The sequence below is a fragment of the Desmospora activa DSM 45169 genome (assembly GCF_003046315.1).
In the GTDB taxonomy this organism is placed as follows: domain Bacteria; phylum Bacillota; class Bacilli; order Thermoactinomycetales; family DSM-45169; genus Desmospora; species Desmospora activa.
Genome location: NZ_PZZP01000001.1, coordinates 9,526 through 26,669 on the forward strand (window position 1 = coordinate 9,526; position 17,144 = coordinate 26,669).

Genomic DNA, 17,144 nt, shown 5'->3' on the forward strand with positions numbered 1-17,144 from the left:
GGGAATGCCCTACATGAGTCCAAGATTCACATTTTGCTGATGAGGCACTAGGGAGGGGTAGCGATGAAACGAGGCGAGATGTTATATGAAGGTAAGGCGAAAAAGATTTATTGTACTGACGACCCGCATGTGGTGTGGGTATCGTACAAGGATGACGCCACTGCCTTCAACGGGGGGAAAAAAGGCTCCATCGCCGGCAAAGGGGAGTTAAACAACCGCATCAGTGCCCATTTCTTTGAGCATCTGGGCAGTTACGGGGTTGCACATCATTTTGTGAAGCTATTGTCCCCGACTGAGCAGTTGGCCCGCAAAGTAACGATTTTGCCGATTGAGGTAGTGGTTCGCAATCGGGCTGCCGGCTCTCTCGCCAAACGGCTGGGATTGGAAAACGGGGTGTTGTTCCCGCAGCCGGTGGTGGAGTTTTACTACAAAAACGATGATCTGGGCGATCCCTTGATCAATGAGGATCATATCCGCTTATTGCAATTGGCGGAGCCGGAGCAAGTGGCAAAAATCCGGGAAGAAGCGCTTAATATTAATGAACTGTTGCTGTCACGAATGGATGCGTGTGAAATTATTTTGGTCGATTTTAAGCTGGAGTTTGGTGTGGATGAGAGCGGCAAACTGATGTTGGCGGATGAAATTTCGCCGGATACTTGCCGTTTTTGGGATCGAGAGACGGGAAAACCCTTGGATAAGGACCGGTTTCGTCGGGATTTAGGCGATGTAGAAGCCGCTTATCGCGAAATTTGGACTCGATTGGGAGGAACAGCCCATGTATAAAGCTACAATTACCGTTCGCCTAAAAAGCAGCGTGTTGGATCCGCAAGGAAGTGCGGTCAAAGGATCGCTTCATTCTCTCGGCTTTGCCGAAGTGGAAAATGTACGCATCGGCAAGACGTTGGAAGTCTGGTTGGACTCAGCTGATGCCGCTGTCGCTCGTGAACAGGTGGAAGCGATGTGTCAGCAACTGTTGGCCAATCCCGTGATTGAAAACTACGAGTTTCAACTGGAGGAGGGTGCTTAATGCGCTTCGCCGTTGTTGTTTTTCCTGGTTCCAATTGCGATACGGACTGTGTGAAGGCGGTTCGTGACATTTTGGAGCAACCGGTCGATCTGGTGTGGCACCATGAAAAGCGCTTGCACTCCTACGATGCGATTATTTTGCCCGGTGGTTTTTCCTATGGTGATTATCTACGGACAGGGGCTTTGGCCCGCTTTTCCCCGGTGATGGAAGCGGTGCAGGAAACGGCGGAGAAAGGAAAACTGGTCCTCGGAATTTGCAACGGTTTTCAGGTGTTACTGGAAGCGGGATTGTTGCCCGGTGCGATGCGGGTAAATGATCATCTCCAATTTCGTTGTGACATCCAACCGCTCCAGGTGGCAAACAACCACCTTCCTTTTACCTTGGAATATGAGGAAGGAGAAACGATCCAACTGCCGATCGCCCATGGAGAAGGAAACTACTACTGCGATGAAAAGACACTTAAGCAATTGCAGGAGCGAGGGCAGATCGTTTTTCGCTATGATGGCAACAATCCCAACGGATCGGTGGATGATATCGCCGGAATCGTCAATGAAAAAGGCAATGTCTTGGGATTGATGCCTCATCCGGAGCGGGCGGTTCATGACTGGATGGGATCCGCTGACGGTGCCAAGATGTTAACTTCGATGCTACGCTACTGGAGGGAGAGCCATGGTGCGGCCTGAGATAGAGGAAGTGGTTACTGTTGCCAATGAACCAACACCGGAACAAATCCGTGACCAAGGCATGTTTACAGAGGTGGGAATGACCGCTGAGGAGTATCAACAGGTTTGCCATCATCTCGATCGCCTGCCCAACTGGACGGAATTGGGAATCTACAGCGTGATGTGGTCGGAGCATTGCAGTTATAAAAACTCTAAACCGCTGTTGCGCCGTTTTCCGGTTGAGGGACCGCGGGTGTTGCAAGGTCCCGGTGAAGGGGCAGGGGCGATCGATATCGGTGATGGTCAGGCGGTTGTGTTTAAGATTGAAAGCCATAACCATCCCACTGCGGTTGAACCGTTTCAGGGAGCGGCCACTGGGGTGGGCGGCATCATCCGTGATGTGTTTTCTATGGGGGCACGTCCGATTGCTTTGTTGAACTCGCTGCGGTTTGGCCCGCTGGAACAGGGGCGTGTACGCTATCTGTTTGAACAGGCGGTGGCAGGAATCGCCCATTACGGCAATGTCGTCGGCATTCCCACCGTGGGCGGCGAAGTGGAATTTGATGCCGCGTATGAGGGTAACCCTTTGGTAAACGCCATGTGTGTCGGTATCCTGGATCACGATGATCTGCAAAAAGGAATTGCTGTCGGTACCGGTAACCCGGTGATCTATGTAGGAGCTAGCACCGGGCGTGATGGAATCCATGGAGCCACCTTTGCCTCCGAGGAGCTGTCTGAGGCCTCCGAGGAAAAACGGCCGGCAGTGCAGGCTGGGGATCCGTTTATGGAGAAGTTGTTGTTGGAAGCGTGTCTGGAACTGGTGCAAAAAGGGATTTTGTTGGGAATCCAAGATATGGGAGCAGCAGGTCTCACCTGTTCCAGTGCTGAGATGGCAGCCAAGGGAGAAACCGGCATGGAGTTGAATCTGGACGATGTGCCGCAACGGGAAACGGGAATGACCCCCTATGAGATTATGTTGTCCGAATCGCAGGAACGGATGCTGTTGGTAGTGGAAGACGGCCGCGAAGGAGAAGTGGAACAAGTTCTGAATAAGTGGGGACTGCAATCGGCGGTTGTGGGTCGGGTAACCGCTGATGGTCGTTATCGCATTCGCCATCAAGGCCGTCTGGTGGCCGATATTCCGGTTAAAACGCTGGTGGATGATGCGCCGGTGTTGCATCGGAAGGGAGAAGAGCCCGCTTATTACCGCAACTTTGCTCTGGCAAAACCGGCGGCGACATTGGCGGGGGTTGACGCTGTCACTGCACTCAAACGGGTGTTGGCTTCACCGACGGTAGCCAGCAAGCGCTGGGTATATCAGCAATATGATCATATGGTGCGGACCAGTACCGCCGTTCGTCCCGGATCGGACGCCGCTGTTGTGGTGATCGACGGTACCGACAAAGCCCTGGCTATGTCTACCGACGGCAATGGCCGCTATGTCTACCTCGATCCCCGTCAAGGCGGCGCCATCGCCGTGGCGGAAGCGGCGCGCAATGTCGTCTGCTCCGGCGCTCAACCCCTGGCGATTACGGATTGCCTCAACTTTGGCAGCCCGGAGAAACCGGAAGTGTTTTGGCAGTTGGAAGGGGCGGTAGAGGGTATGAGCGAGGCTTGCCGCACCTTGGAAACACCGGTGGTCGGCGGCAATGTCAGCCTGTACAACGAAACCAAAGGGGCACCCATCCACCCCACACCTGTTGTCGGGATGGTGGGCTTGGTGGAAAACCGCAACCATATTACCACCGCCGCTTTTAAGCAGGAAGGGGACCTTTTGCTGCTGTTGGGGGAAACCCATGCGGAGTTGGGTGGAAGCGAACTGCAACGGGTAGTGGAAGGAGAAGTATCCGGCCGTGCTCCTCGCATCGATCTCGCCTTGGAAAAACGGCTCCATGAATCGGTATTGGCGGCGATTCGAAAGGGGAGTGTCTCCTCCGCTCACGATTTGTCGACAGGTGGACTGGCGGTAGCGATCGCAGAATCAGCGATCAGCGGCGGATACGGTGCCGAGGTGACGTTGGATACGGAATTGGCTGCCACTGTTGCTCTCTTTAGCGAAAGCCAGTCCCGTGTCTTACTGAGCGTCCCGCAGTCACAAGCGGAAACAGTCCACCGTTTGGCGCAAGAGCATGGAATCGCCTGCACCAAGATTGGCCGCGTGGGTGGTCAGGCTTTGATCGTTCGGGTAAATCAAGAGATGGCCATCGACCTTCCGTTACAAGAGCTGGAAACGATCTGGGAGGGAACACTGCCATGCGCGATGAATCTGTCTTCGACGAACTGAAGGAAGAGTGTGGAGTGTTCGGTATTCTAGGGCATCCTGACGCCGTTCAGCTCAGCTATTACGGGTTGCACGCCTTGCAACACCGTGGACAAGAGAGCGCCGGCATCGTCGCTACCGCCGGCGGTGGTTTCCGCTATCACCGCAGTATGGGTCTGGTCAATGAAGTGTTTAACAATGAGATTATGAAGGGGTTAAGCGGGGATTGGGCAATCGGTCATGTGCGCTACTCCACGACGGGGGAAAGCTCGTTGAGCAATGCCCAACCGTTTGTATTTCACAATGATGCCGTCGGTCAGTTGGCGCTAGCAACCAACGGCAACCTGGTCAATGCAGACGCCTTAAAACAAGAACTGGAGAGCCAGGGAGCCGTTTTCCACTCAACCTCGGACACGGAAGTGATCGCCCATCTGATCGCCCGCTCAACCAAACCTACCCTGGAAGAAGCGGTGGCGGAAGCTCTAAACCAGCTGGTCGGCGCTTATGCCTTGTTGATCATGACCAATGATTCGCTGTTGGTGGCCCAGGACCCTCATGGGTTGCGGCCGTTATCGATGGGGATGCTGGGAGATGCACCGGTCTTTTCATCGGAGACGTGTGCCTTTGATATTATTGGCGCCGATTATCTGCGGGAAGTGAAGCCGGGAGAATTATTGATTCTGGATCGGGATGGCATGCGTGCTACCCGTTTTGCCTCACCTGCGTCGCGTGCGGTCTGTTCCTTTGAATATATTTACTTTGCCCGCCCGGACAGCGATATCGACGGGATCAACGTCCATACCGCCCGCAAACGGTTAGGAGCGCAATTGTTTGCAGAGTCGCCGGTGGAAGCGGATGTGGTAACCGGTGTTCCCGATTCCAGCACTTCTGCCGCGATCGGCTTTGCGGAGGCGGCAGGCATTCCCTTTGAGCTGGGTTTGATCAAAAATCGCTATGTGGGGCGCACCTTTATTCAGCCCAGTCAGCAACTGCGGGAGCAAGGGGTAAAAATGAAGTTGTCCGCTGTCCGCAAGGTGGTGGAAGGAAAACGGGTCGTGATGATTGACGATTCCATCGTCCGCGGAACCACCAGCCGTCGCATTGTGACGATGTTGCGGGAAGCCGGGGCAAAAGAGGTACATGTCCGTATCTCCTCTCCCCCGGTTAAATATTCTTGTTTTTACGGGATCGATACTTCCAATCGCAAACAACTGATCGCCGCTGATCACTCGGTAGAAGAGATTCGGCAATTAATCGGGGCAGACAGTCTCCGATTTTTGACGGAAGAAGGGTTGGTCCAAGCCGTAGGCAGACGGAAGGAAAACGAAACTTGCGGTCATTGCTTGGCTTGCTTTAACGGCAACTACCCCACAGAGGTGGATGAATCTGCTGTGTTGGCACTGGAGGGAAAAGGATGAGCGACGCCTACCGACAATCGGGAGTGGATATCGCCGCCGGGGAAGAGGCGGTTCAGCGTATCAAAGGGCATGTCATGCGTACTCACCGCCCGGAGGTGATGGGGGGAATCGGCGGCTTTGGCGGTCTCTTCTCCCTGTCCGGCTACCGGGAACCGGTGCTGGTAGCGGCCACCGACGGGGTGGGCACCAAGTTAAAACTGGCCTTTCAGTTGGATCGCCACGATACGATCGGGGTGGACTGTGTCGCCATGTGTGTTAACGATCTGGTGGTACAGGGAGCAGAGCCCCTTTTCTTTTTGGATTATATCGCCACCGGCAAACTCTCTCCGCCACAGGTGGAAGCAGTGGTAAAAGGAATCGCCGATGGATGTGAACAGGCGGGGTGTGCGCTACTTGGCGGTGAGACGGCGGAAATGCCTGGTATGTACGCCGCCGGTGAATATGATGTCGCCGGTTTTAGTGTCGGTGCGGTAGAAAAGAGCGGACTGCTAACGGGGGAAACGATTCGTCCTGGTGACGTCATTATAGGCCTAGCTTCCAACGGCCTGCACAGCAACGGCTTCTCCTTGGTGCGAAAAATCATCGCTGATTCGGGTACTTCCCTGACGGATTCCGTTCCCTGGGGGCATCATTCCTGGGGAGAGGAGCTGCTCACCCCCACCCGTATCTATATCCGCCCTTTCCATCAATTGATGGAAGCGGTCACCGTCAAAGGGGGCGCTCATATTACCGGCGGCGGCTTGATTGAAAACGTGCCCCGTATGTTGCCGCAAGGCTTACAAGCCAACATTCGGCCCGATTCATGGCCGGTGCCTGATGTATTTCGTTTTTTGGCGGAGCAGGCATCCCTCACGGCGGAGGATTGCTATCGTACCTTTAACATGGGCATCGGCATGGTATTGTTCGTCCCGGCGGAAGAGACGCAAACGGCGATGCAGATTGCGATTGAAGCGGGAGAGCGTGCCTATGTGATTGGTCAAGTGGAAGCAGGGGAAAACGGTGTTGTCGGTCTGAAGGGAGCCTCATTATGAGTATCGCTGTATTTGCTTCCGGCAGCGGCAGCAACTTTGAAGCTTTGGTGGAGCGCTCGCGCAAACAGCATTGGCCGCAACCGATTTCACTTTTGCTCTGTGATAAACCGCAGGCTAAAGCATTGGAACGGGCGGAGCGTTTGCGGGTTCCCGCCGTTGCCTTTCATCCAAAAGAGTATAAAGATAAAGCCGCTTATGAGCAGGATGTGCTTCATTGTTTGCAGGAACACAACATTGAGTGGATCATGTTAGCGGGATATATGCGACTGGTTGGCCCGACGTTGTTGGAGGCATACCCTTGGCGCATTCTCAATATCCATCCTTCACTCTTGCCCGCGTTTCAAGGAAAGGACGCGGTCCGACAAGCGTTGGAATACGGGGTTCGCTGGACTGGGGTGACGGTGCATTGGGTGGATGAAGGAATGGACACGGGTCCCATTCTCGATCAGAAGCCGGTATTGGTGGAGCCTCATGACACCATGGAAACGTTGCAACGAAAGGTGCAGTTTGTTGAACATAATCTTTATCCGGCAGTGATGTATAAGTTGTTGACCGGCCGTATCTTGCCGCCGGATCCATCGTCAATGGAACTGAAGGAGGAACAGCAGTGATTCCCATCCGTCGTGCTTTGATCAGTGTTTCCGATAAAACCGGTATCGTGGAGTTAGCCCGCGACCTCTCCCGACGCGGAGTGGAGATTATTTCGACTGGTGGTACCAAACGCGCCTTGGGTGAAGCAGGGATTCCGGTGATCGGTGTATCGGAATTGACCGGTTTTCCGGAGATCCTAGACGGTCGCGTAAAAACGCTTCATCCGCGCATTCATGCCGGGCTGCTGGCGATTCGTGATCGTGAGGAACACCAGCGTCAACTGGAAGAGCGCAAAATCGACACCATCGATCTGGTGGTGGTTAATCTATATCCCTTCCAACAAACGATCGCCAAGCCGGATGTCACCTTTGCGGAAGCAATTGAAAACATCGATATCGGTGGGCCGTCGATGGTACGGGCCGCTGCCAAAAATCATCGCTTTACTACAGTAGCGGTAGATCCTGTTGATTATGAAACGATCCTAGCGGAAATGGATCAGGGTGGGGTAACTGATGAGACGCGCCAACAGTTGGCGGCCAAAGCGTTTCGCCACACTGCCGCTTATGATGCCCTCATCGCTTCCTACTTGAGTGCAGAAGTAAATGAACCCTATCCGGAGAAGTGGACCGTAACCTATGAGAAGAAACAAGATCTTCGTTATGGGGAGAATCCGCATCAATCTGCTGCTTTTTATCAACAGCCTCTGGCAGCTGCGGGTAGTTTAGCGACGGCAAAACAGCTTCACGGGAAAGCATTGTCTTATAACAATATCAACGATGCCAACACCGCTTTGGAGATTGTGTCCGAGTTTGATCGTCCGGCTGTCGTTGCCGTTAAACATATGAATCCCTGCGGTGTCGGCAGCGGTGAGACGATCTTGGAGGCATATGAAAAAGCGTATGAGGCGGACCCCGTTTCCATTTTTGGTGGTATTGTCGCCTTGAATCGAACGGTGGATGAAGCGACTGCCCGCCGCTTAAAAGAGATCTTCCTGGAAATTATCTTGGCACCGGGGTTTGATGCCGCTGCCCTGGAGATTTTGCAAGAAAAGAAGAATCTTCGCCTGCTAAAGGTGGAGGTTTCCGCTTTTGGGAATGCGTCATCCCGCCGTCTGCAAACGGTGGAAGGGGGCTTATTGGTACAAGAAGCGGATCGAAAAGCGTTGGATCGCGCTGATTGCGAAGTTGTGACCAATCGTACCCCTTCCGCAGTAGAGTGGGAGCAATTGCTGTTTGCCTGGCGGGTCGTCAAACACGTCAAGTCAAACGCGATCGCTTTGTCCCGTGATTTTCGTACGATCGGAGTGGGAGCGGGCCAGATGAACCGCGTCGGTGCGGCGCGGATCGCCTTAGAACAGGCAGGGGAAGCGGCACATGGAGCGGTATTGGCATCTGACGCCTTTTTCCCGATGAAGGATACGGTGGAGCTTGCTGCTGCCGCCGGGATTAAAGCGATTATCCAGCCTGGTGGTTCCATTCGCGATCAAGAATCGATCGAGGAAGCCAACCGGCACGGCATCGCGATGGTGTTTACCGGTGTCCGTCACTTTAAGCATTAAAACAGAGACTTCACACGTGGAACGGCTGCTTCTTTCCCAACGTATGATAAAGTGCTCCAGCAAAAAGCTGAGGCCGTAGGTACAAAGGGGGAGGAACGGCCGTGGTTATCATCCGACGGTCATTTACGTTGGTTGTCACCACCTTGACATTAATGTGGATCACGGTTTTTCTCGGCTGGTATGAACCGTTTTCCTGGCAATACAGCATACGGGTGATTGGCTCCTTATACTTTTTGTTGGCGATTTTGACCAGCGGATTAATGTCCCTTCCCACAATTAGGGAAAAAGGGAAGGAAAACAAAGGGCAGCGGGAAGAGTGGTCTTTTATTTTTCTATTGGTGACCGTTATCTTGTTTGGAATCAGCCTCGCCTTTCCATAAACGGCGAGGTTTGCTGCTTGGACAAGCCCCCTTAGGGGGAGGGATTTTGAAGATGATAGGAGGGAGTTATGATGCGGGTATTGGTTGTTGGCAGCGGGGGGCGAGAACATACCCTCGTGTGGAAATTAAAGCAGAGCCCACAGGTAAAGCAGCTGTTTTGTGCGCCGGGTAATGCAGGGATCGAAACCTTAGCCACAAGCGTTCCCATCTCCGCTACCGATGTGGAGGGATTGGTGCGGTTTGTAGCGGAACGGGAGATTGATCTGACAGTGATCGGTCCAGAAGCTTCGCTTTTGGCCGGTGTGGTGGATGCATTGGAAGTAAATGGGCACCTCGTGTTCGGCCCTAATCGCGAAGCGGCCCAAGTGGAAGGCAGTAAGCGTTTTGCGAAAGAATTGATGGAGGCTTACGGTATTCCTACTGGACGATACCGCTCTTTTACCGATCCGGACGCAGCATTGACTTATATCCGGGAACAGGGTGCTCCCATCGTCGTAAAAGCGGACGGTTTAGCGGCAGGGAAGGGTGTGGTGGTGGCTCAAACCCTGCAAGAAGCAGAAGCAGCAGTGCACCATATCATGGAAGAGCGCGCCTTTGGCGATGCGGGAACATCGATTGTGGTAGAGGAGTTTTTGACCGGACAGGAAATGTCGTTAATGGCTTTTGTCGACGGTGAAACGGTTATTCCGATGGTGCCCGCTCAGGATCATAAGCCGGTCTTTAATGATGACCAGGGTCCTAATACCGGTGGAATGGGCGCATATAGCCCTGTCCCCCAAATCGCCGATCGTATCGTTCAGCAAGCGGTAACACAAATTTTGGAACCGATGGCCAAGGGGATGGTCCAAGCCGGTCTCACTTATCGCGGAGTCTTATATGCCGGGTTGATGATCACTCCGGAGGGACCAAAAGTAATCGAATTTAATGCCCGCTTTGGTGATCCGGAAACACAAGTCGTGTTACCGCGGATGGAGTCAGATTTAGCGGAAGTGCTGTTGGCGGTGGCTCAGGGACGCTTGCAACAGATCGAGGTGTCCTGGAAAAAGGAAGCCGCTTGTTGCATTGTGATGGCTTCCGGCGGCTATCCTGGCTCCTATGAAAAAGGAAAGCCCATTCAGGGGTTGTTTACCGAGGCGAATAATGCCGCCATTTTTCATGCCGGAACCGCTCATACAGAAGACGGTATCGTTACTGCTGGCGGACGTGTACTCGGAGTAACCGCTTGGGGGAGCGATTTATCCCAAGCCCGAAACCAGGCATATGCCCAGGTGAAAACGATCCAATTTGAAGGGGCCCATTATCGCACCGATATAGGCTCACGGGCGTTAGAGAAGTAGAGAGTGAATAGGCTATGGGCATGTTTCCGAAGCCACGTCTGTTGATCGACTCCCCAACGGAGTCTCCACGGTACCTAACCGTTTAGCGGCTACACATACTAAAAAAACTGAGTCCGGCATCATACCGGTCTCAGTTTTTTTTGTTTAATACCAAATGACGAAGGATGTGTTGAAACAAGGACAAACGACCTAAAAATAGGACTTTTCTGTTAATTGTAACGGGGTGCATTGTAGAAACTGACGTGCCATGTTATGATGTTAGCATGATCTTTTTCTGCACAGGCTTGTGCGGATTGGAGTGATCCATATCAATCAGAAAGAGGATCTTATCTTCTCGTTTTTACTCGTCGTTCGCAATGAGGAAGATTATATAGAGAATCTGTTGGAATCGATTTTGCATCAGGACTTTCCCCATGACCGATACGAGATTATAATCATCGATGGTGAGTCGACAGATCGAACGCCAGAATTGGTGGAGGCGTTTGAACGGCGTTACCCTGATCGGATTCGGTCGTATATGAATCCGCGTAAAATCCTGGCCACAGGCTGGAACATCGGCATTCAACATTCACGGGGGCGGTATGTGATCCGGGTAGATGGTCACAGTCAAATCCCCCGGGACTTTTTAAGCCGAACCTATGAAGTAGCGCAAAGAGTGCCGGAAGCGGCTTGTGTCGGTGGCGTCATCGAGAGCAGAGGAACGGGTTTTTGGGGTGAAGTAAATGCCTATGTCTATTCCCATCCCTTTGGTGTGGGAAATTCCAAATTTCGTACCACCAAAAACAAATGGGAAGGATATGTAGATACGGTTCCGTATGCCGCTTATAAGCGGGAAGTCTTTGAAGAGGTCGGCTACTTTGATGAAAATCTAAAGCGGAATGAGGATCTGGAGATGCATGCCCGCGTACGGCGGGCGGGTGGAAAATTCTTTCTGTCCACCATCATCCGCTCTACCTACTATGTCCGCAATACGTTACCAACATTGATGCAAAAATCATTTGCCGATGGAAAATGGACGCTCGTCGCCAGTAAGCGCGGCATGGGAGTGCTGCGTGGACGCCATTTCATTCCGTTTATCGTGGTAATGGCTACGTTGGCGTTTACCGTAGCATCCTTTTTCAGTGCGATCGCATGGTACACATTTTTAACACTGATGGGGACATATACTACCCTTCTCCTCGTCTCTTCCTGGGGACTGAAAAAAGAAAAAGGTTGGAAGTACTTTGTCCCAACGATGGTATCTTTTTTCCTGCTTCATTTTAGCCGGGGAGTCGGTTCTGCCGCCGGATTGATGAGCAGGGAGTATTGGGGGAATGAACGGGTATATGAAGAGCGATACGACAAAAACGTTACCAACGCTGCCCGTTGATTCCAACCGGATTTTGGCTTACCGAGAACGTTGCCAGAAACCGCGACATATGGAAGAGATCTGGTCCTGGTTTGTCTTGCGCCGGATCTCCATTTATATAACCTTGCTGTTGAGCCGTACACCCCTTACGCCAAATGGAATCAGCTGGCTCAGTCTTCTCTTTTTCACCTTAACGGGGTGGCTCCTGCTGACGGGAGAACCATGGGGTTGGCTGCTGGCGGTCGTCAGTTACAACTTGGGCTATTTATGTGATTGTATGGATGGTGAGCTGGCCCGAATCAAAGGGGTAACCAGCCAGCGGGGTGTATTTTTAGACACCTTGATCCGTGCTTTAAGCATCCCCGTCTGGAGCGCCGCCGCTTGGATGGTCCCACACGCCTTTGGATGGATGGAGTGGGGATTGGGTGTCGCTACTTGGGCTTACGTGATGATTTTGGTTGCCACCCTCGCTTTGTTGGTGCCCTTATCATACAATTATGTCCATGTGAAGACGGATGAAAACGATCCGGTCAGCGCCATGCGAACTCAATCCAATAAGATGGAGTGGATTGCATTTTTGACTGGGATGCCCGGATATTTTGCATTCCTGCCTGCGGTAACCATAGTTGAAATGTGGTTGGAATGGCCTTTGGTTGCCGCATTTACTGCCGCATTTTTGGTGGTGTTGGCTCTCAAGACCTTGTTACGATTGTATCTTACCACATCAAAGTTAAGTTGAATGACGACAGCGTTAAATTTATGTAAAGCCAATATTACAAACGGATAGGAGTGTCCAGAAATGAAAGTGGTAATTCTCGCCGCCGGTGTGGGCAGTCGTCTACGCCCGGAAACAGAAGATAAACCGAAAGCGATGATCCAGGTTCATGGCAAACCCTTGGTTCAATATCAAGTGGAGAGTGTTCGTAAGGCTGGATTTAAGGACGAAGATATTACGGTGCTCGGTGGATACAAGATGGAGCGGATTCAGGAACACTTCGCTGGCACGGATATCCAATTTATCTACAATCCACATTATGAATCCATGAACAACATTTACTCGTTTCTATTAACGGAGAAGCTGAGAGAGGATATTCTCCTCATCAATTCCGACGACTTTTTCGATGAGCGCATGATCTCTTTTATCATGGAGGCATCCGCTCCCACAGCAGTATTGGTGGATACGCAAAAAACATTGACGGAAGAGTCGATGCGGGTACTACTGGATGAAGAGGGAAGACTGACGAAAGTAAATAAAAAGATCGCATTGCATGAAGCCCATGGTGAGTACATCGGGATTTCCAAACTAGCCCGTCCCGATCTGGAAGTGTTGTATCGGACGGCGCGGGCCATGATTGAAAACGGTGAAACCAATGCATGGTATGAAAATGTGTATGAAGCCTGCTCCGGCGATATCGCCATTGTTGGAGTCGATACGCAGGGGCTGCCTTGGGTGGAGATCGATGACTTCAATGATCTGGAAACCGCGAAAAAGTTAGCCGTATCCGTTTTGTCCTGACCGGGAAGGAGCTGGAATCATGACAAAGAAAGTGCATATCCCGGTTCAGTTGATCATTGAACACGGGGCGATCCCTAACCTTCCCCAATCACCGGTGTTTGACTGGTTGAAGGGACAAAAGGTGCTGATGGTAAGCGGAAGCGGAAAGACACGTCGGGTGACAGAACAAGTGCAAGAAGTGATTGTCGGACATGCTGCTACTGTTCAGGTGCTGACGTGCCAAAGCAACAGTCTGGATACAATCAATGAATTGGAGCGGCATGTGCTGGAAGATCCACCGGATATCATCATCGGTGCCGGGGGTGGAAAAGCCCTGGACGTATCCAAAGTTGTTGGTACCCGCAGCAATGTACCGGTAATCCTGTTCCCTACGGCGATTTCCAGCGATGCGATCTGTTCGCCGGTCGCTGTGATCAAGATGTTGAACAAAAGCACCAGTATTGGCGTGAAAATGCCGCAAGCGGTGATCATCGACCTGGATGTGTTGTCCTCGTGTCCGCCACGGCTGATGTCGGCGGGGATTGGCGACCTCCTTTCCAACAAGACGGCGCTGTTTGACTGGCATTTGGCGCACCGTGCTGGAAAAGAAGAGATGAACACATTTGCCAATTTAATGGCCAATAACGCCGTTGAATCGTTTATGAACACCTTGAATCAGGATGAGTATGACGAATCCCTGTTGAAAGTGGCATCCGAAGCTTTGATCATGAGCGGGATCGCGATGTCCATCGCCGGTTCCAGTCGACCTTGCAGCGGCTCGGAGCATTTGATCAGTCATGCGCTTGATTACCATTGTGGAGCGAAGGCACTTCATGGGGAGCAGGTAGCGATCGGTGTTCTATTTAGCCAGTATCTGCAGGGGCGAGTCAAACGGATCGAGTGGTTAGCTCCCTATTATGAAAAGCTGGGATTGCCAACACATTATGAGGATTTGGGGTACACCCGTGAGGAGATGCATCGGGCGATTCAAATGGCACCGTCTATGCGGAACCGGTATACGATTTTAAACGAAGTGGAATTGACTGATGAAGAGATTGATCGCATCCTGGATGAAGTGTATCCTGTTGAGGCGAAAAATCGTTACGACCTGAAAGGCTTAACTGTGGGATGATAAGGAGTACCAACATGTTCGCTAATATCCTGAAATATCGAGAGCTGCTTTACTTCCTAGTCCACAAGGAAGTTCGCATCCGCTATCGCAATTCCTTGTTCGGTTTCTTCTGGACTTTGCTGGAGCCACTAGGCTTGATGGTGATATACACCTTGGTGTTTTCCGTCATCATCAAGGGCATCTCCAAAGGAGTTGAACCCTATCCGCTCTATATTTTGTCGGGATTAATTCCGTGGACCTTTTTCAACAACTCCTTGAAAAAAGGGACCAAAGCGCTGTCAGGGAATGCATCCTTAATTAAAAAGGTGTACTTTCCCCGGGAAATTTTCCCGCTTTCCATGATCACTGCCAATCTGGTTAATTTTATTCCCGCTTTTGTCTTGGTAATCGCCTTTGCCTTCGTGTTGGGGGTGCCGGTTCAATGGGACCAGCTGGTATTGCTGCCGTTCTTCATTCTGCTGCTGGCGGTGTTTGCCTTGGCTTGTTCTTTTCTCATCTCGGTTTTAAACGTCTACTACCGCGATGTGGAGTTTATCACCAATCTGGTGTTACGGGGATGGATGTATCTTAGCCCGATTATTTATCCGATCAGTTTTGTCACAGAAAACGAATCGGAGACAGTCCGACAGTTTGCGGATTTGTATTTCCTCAATCCGATGGCGGTGATCCTCAGTCTGTTTCATGGAATCTTTTTCCCGGATCAGTCCATCTCCTGGGGCTATGTATTATACGTCATCATCTTTATCCTCGTCATGCTCCTGATCTCTTGGTTCATCTTTAAACGGTTGAACCGTCGTGTAGGGGAAGTGATCTGACAATGGATGCCATTGTCGTTGAAAATCTGAGCAAACATTTTCGAAAAGCGTATGATAAGACCTTGAAAGGCTTTTTCATCTCAATGGCCAAAAGGGAAAAGCGGTATAAGGAGTTCATCGCTCTCAACAATGTCTCTTTCACCGTTAAAAAAGGGGAATCCTACGCCATCATCGGAAAAAATGGAGCGGGGAAATCCACCTTGTTTAAAGTGCTTTCCGGCATTATCTACCCGGATGCGGGTAAGGTGCAGATGAATGGGAAAGTGGCTCCTTTGATTGAGCTAGGTGCCGGCCTTTCCCGTGATTTGACCGGTGCGGAAAATATCCGCCTCAACTGTGCCATCTTTGGATTAAATAAGAAGCGAATTGAAGAAGTATACCCTGAGATTGTCGCTTTCTCCGAATTGGAGGAGTTTATCGATACACCCGTCAAGTTTTATTCTTCCGGGATGAAAGCCCGGTTGGGCTTTTCGATCGCTGTTCACATCGACGCCGACATCATCTTGATCGACGAGGTGTTGGCGGTGGGTGATAAGGATTTTAAGAAAAAATGTTACGCCAAAATGGAGGAGCTGCGGGGCTCTGACAAAACTTTGGTCATTGTTTCCCACAGCTTAAAACCCCTCCGCAAAATATGTGATCGGGCCTTGATTTTGGAGCGGGGTTGCGTGGTGGATGTCGGCGGGATCGACGAGATGATCGATAAATACCAAGATGAAAAAAAACCGAAAAAGAACCAGAAGGGAGCGTAAAGTCGATTGAGTGAGGAGAAACCGCAACGATTTACACTGGACGACGTCCATACCACCTATAAAAAGAAAGACGCTTGGTGGACGGTGTTGTTGGTGGATCCGGTCGCATCACGGCTGATCGTGCCGACGGCCAATCATACCAACATCACCCCTAACCAACTCTCCATCTTTTCCTTTATCATCGGCCTGACCGCAGTGACGCTGTTTTATATTGGGTCTTATCCCGCGCTGATCGCCGCGGCGCTTTTGTACCATCTCAGCTTTATCATCGACTGCATGGATGGGAAGATCGCACGCCTCAAAGGGACAGGCTCCACCTTCGGCATGTTGTTGGATATCAGCCTGGACCATATTCGGGTGGTTTTGTGCGGTGTAGCACTCACCCTGGGCCAATACCGGCTGACGGAAGATGTGACGTATCTCTATTTGTTACTCTTGTTTGTTGTCGCCTATTTTACCCGCCATATCAATGCGTTACAGCTGTTTAAGCTACGCCGGGATATGCGGGCAAAGCTGCGCAAAAGCAAACGTAAACTGAAACGTACCGCTGAATTTGCTGGGATTGTGATTGAGAAACCGGAGCCGACTCCGCCGGAGCAAGAGGAAGAAGAAGCGGACAACAATGAGCAGGCAGACGGAACGCAATCCCTCGACAGCTTGCAGCAGAAAAAGAAAATCGATTTACAGCAGGAATTTAAGTCCAAATTCGGCATTTACATGCGTATTCGCGATTTCTTTTTGGAGCGGCGAATTCGGATGCATCTGTTTAGCGGCATTGAATTTCAGATGTTTATCTTTGTGGTGGCCCCCTTGTTTGGAACATTGATTATCAAAGAAACGATTTTCTTTGGGACGATTCTACTGTTTGCGTTTGAGGCATCGATCCTGTATAAAATCTGGCTCTCCACCAAGGACTTTGAGCGCGAATTTAGTAAGATTCAATCGGCGGTAGAGACGATTGAATCGACGCTGCCTGAAGATTGGGAGGAGCAGTATCGTCTACAAAAGGCGGCAGCGAAAGCGGGACAGACAAGCTAAATAAAAAAGCTAAACAAAAAAAGCCCTCGGATTGATTCCGAGAGCTTTTTTTGTTTAGCCGAAGTTCATTGTCTGCTTTTCTCCTTGAATACTGAGAGCATCGACGGGAACTTCAAACCACCAAGCACCATCCGTTTTTTTCACAGGTGCATAGCCCACTTTTTTTAATGACCGGGCGATATCCCAGCTGGCTGTATAAACAAAGGCAGTACTTCCTGCTTCATCGAATTGGATGACCGTCTCTTTCTCTTCCGCTTCTTTCAATTTTCATCCCCCTCACTCTCCTCCAATGCAGAGGCA

The 17,144-nt window shown here is 51.3% G+C and carries 18 protein-coding genes; 17 read left to right on the forward strand and 1 reads right to left on the reverse strand.

The features are described 5' to 3' along the window. Nucleotides 1–63 precede the first annotated feature (63 nt). From purC to C8J48_RS00125, 17 genes are all read left to right on the forward strand, one after another. Complete coding sequence (gene purC, locus C8J48_RS00045) at nucleotides 64–783, forward strand: phosphoribosylaminoimidazolesuccinocarboxamide synthase (RefSeq protein WP_107724365.1); 720 nt, start codon at nucleotides 64–66, stop codon at nucleotides 781–783. Next, complete coding sequence (gene purS, locus C8J48_RS00050) at nucleotides 776–1,027, forward strand: phosphoribosylformylglycinamidine synthase subunit PurS (protein ID WP_107724366.1); 252 nt, start codon at nucleotides 776–778, stop codon at nucleotides 1,025–1,027. Before purC ends, purS begins: the two co-directional genes overlap by 8 nt. After that, nucleotides 1,027–1,710 (forward strand): phosphoribosylformylglycinamidine synthase subunit PurQ, encoded by a 684-nt coding sequence (purQ, locus tag C8J48_RS00055; RefSeq protein ID WP_107724367.1) that lies wholly within the window; start codon nucleotides 1,027–1,029, stop codon nucleotides 1,708–1,710. Before purS ends, purQ begins: the two co-directional genes overlap by 1 nt. Next, entirely contained in the window at nucleotides 1,697–3,973 is a 2,277-nt protein-coding gene (gene purL / locus C8J48_RS00060) for a phosphoribosylformylglycinamidine synthase subunit PurL (RefSeq protein ID WP_107724368.1), read from the forward strand. The genes purQ and purL overlap by 14 nt, the downstream gene beginning before the upstream one ends. Continuing rightward, nucleotides 3,943–5,367, forward strand: coding sequence for an amidophosphoribosyltransferase (gene purF, locus C8J48_RS00065; protein WP_107724369.1), 1,425 nt, complete (start codon nucleotides 3,943–3,945; stop codon nucleotides 5,365–5,367). Before purL ends, purF begins: the two co-directional genes overlap by 31 nt. Continuing rightward, on the forward strand, nucleotides 5,364–6,398 hold the full coding sequence (purM, locus tag C8J48_RS00070) for a phosphoribosylformylglycinamidine cyclo-ligase (protein WP_107724370.1): 1,035 nt from the start codon (nucleotides 5,364–5,366) through the stop codon (nucleotides 6,396–6,398). The genes purF and purM overlap by 4 nt, the downstream gene beginning before the upstream one ends. Then, the gene (gene purN / locus C8J48_RS00075) at nucleotides 6,392–7,009 is read left to right on the forward strand and encodes a phosphoribosylglycinamide formyltransferase (RefSeq protein ID WP_170105487.1); all 618 of its coding nucleotides are present in this window, start codon (nucleotides 6,392–6,394) and stop codon (nucleotides 7,007–7,009) included. Before purM ends, purN begins: the two co-directional genes overlap by 7 nt. Further along, nucleotides 7,009–8,547, forward strand: coding sequence for a bifunctional phosphoribosylaminoimidazolecarboxamide formyltransferase/IMP cyclohydrolase (gene purH, locus C8J48_RS00080; RefSeq protein WP_107727508.1), 1,539 nt, complete (start codon nucleotides 7,009–7,011; stop codon nucleotides 8,545–8,547). The genes purN and purH overlap by 1 nt, the downstream gene beginning before the upstream one ends. 101 nt (nucleotides 8,548–8,648) lie before the next feature. Beyond that, nucleotides 8,649–8,927: a hypothetical protein gene (locus C8J48_RS00085; protein ID WP_107724372.1), complete on the forward strand. Its 279-nt coding sequence runs from the start codon at nucleotides 8,649–8,651 to the stop codon at nucleotides 8,925–8,927. A gap of 71 nt (nucleotides 8,928–8,998) precedes the next feature. Then, entirely contained in the window at nucleotides 8,999–10,264 is a 1,266-nt protein-coding gene (gene purD / locus C8J48_RS00090) for a phosphoribosylamine--glycine ligase (protein WP_107724373.1), read from the forward strand. 298 nt (nucleotides 10,265–10,562) lie between these two features. Next, nucleotides 10,563–11,633, forward strand: a complete 1,071-nt coding sequence (locus C8J48_RS00095) for a glycosyltransferase family 2 protein (protein ID WP_245891021.1) — start codon at nucleotides 10,563–10,565, stop codon at nucleotides 11,631–11,633. After that, the gene (locus C8J48_RS00100; protein ID WP_107724374.1) at nucleotides 11,578–12,351 is read left to right on the forward strand and encodes a CDP-alcohol phosphatidyltransferase family protein; all 774 of its coding nucleotides are present in this window, start codon (nucleotides 11,578–11,580) and stop codon (nucleotides 12,349–12,351) included. The genes C8J48_RS00095 and C8J48_RS00100 overlap by 56 nt, the downstream gene beginning before the upstream one ends. A gap of 60 nt (nucleotides 12,352–12,411) precedes the next feature. Next, nucleotides 12,412–13,128 (forward strand): phosphocholine cytidylyltransferase family protein, encoded by a 717-nt coding sequence (locus C8J48_RS00105; protein WP_107724375.1) that lies wholly within the window; start codon nucleotides 12,412–12,414, stop codon nucleotides 13,126–13,128. Between the two features lie 19 nt (nucleotides 13,129–13,147). Continuing rightward, a complete protein-coding gene (locus C8J48_RS00110) occupies nucleotides 13,148–14,239 on the forward strand; it encodes an iron-containing alcohol dehydrogenase family protein (RefSeq protein ID WP_107724376.1) in 1,092 nt (363 codons plus the stop codon). A 14-nt stretch (nucleotides 14,240–14,253) separates the two neighbouring features. Next, nucleotides 14,254–15,054 (forward strand): ABC transporter permease, encoded by an 801-nt coding sequence (locus C8J48_RS00115; RefSeq protein ID WP_107724377.1) that lies wholly within the window; start codon nucleotides 14,254–14,256, stop codon nucleotides 15,052–15,054. A gap of 2 nt (nucleotides 15,055–15,056) precedes the next feature. Continuing rightward, a complete protein-coding gene (locus C8J48_RS00120; RefSeq protein WP_107724378.1) occupies nucleotides 15,057–15,806 on the forward strand; it encodes an ABC transporter ATP-binding protein in 750 nt (249 codons plus the stop codon). Between the two features lie 6 nt (nucleotides 15,807–15,812). Continuing rightward, nucleotides 15,813–16,844, forward strand: a complete 1,032-nt coding sequence (locus tag C8J48_RS00125) for a CDP-alcohol phosphatidyltransferase family protein (RefSeq protein ID WP_107724379.1) — start codon at nucleotides 15,813–15,815, stop codon at nucleotides 16,842–16,844. A 54-nt stretch (nucleotides 16,845–16,898) separates the two neighbouring features. Here the strand turns inward: C8J48_RS00125 and C8J48_RS00130 are convergent, their stop codons facing one another. After that, nucleotides 16,899–17,108 (reverse strand): hypothetical protein, encoded by a 210-nt coding sequence (locus C8J48_RS00130; RefSeq protein ID WP_107724380.1) that lies wholly within the window; start codon nucleotides 17,106–17,108, stop codon nucleotides 16,899–16,901. Between the last annotated feature and the right edge of the window lie 36 nt (nucleotides 17,109–17,144).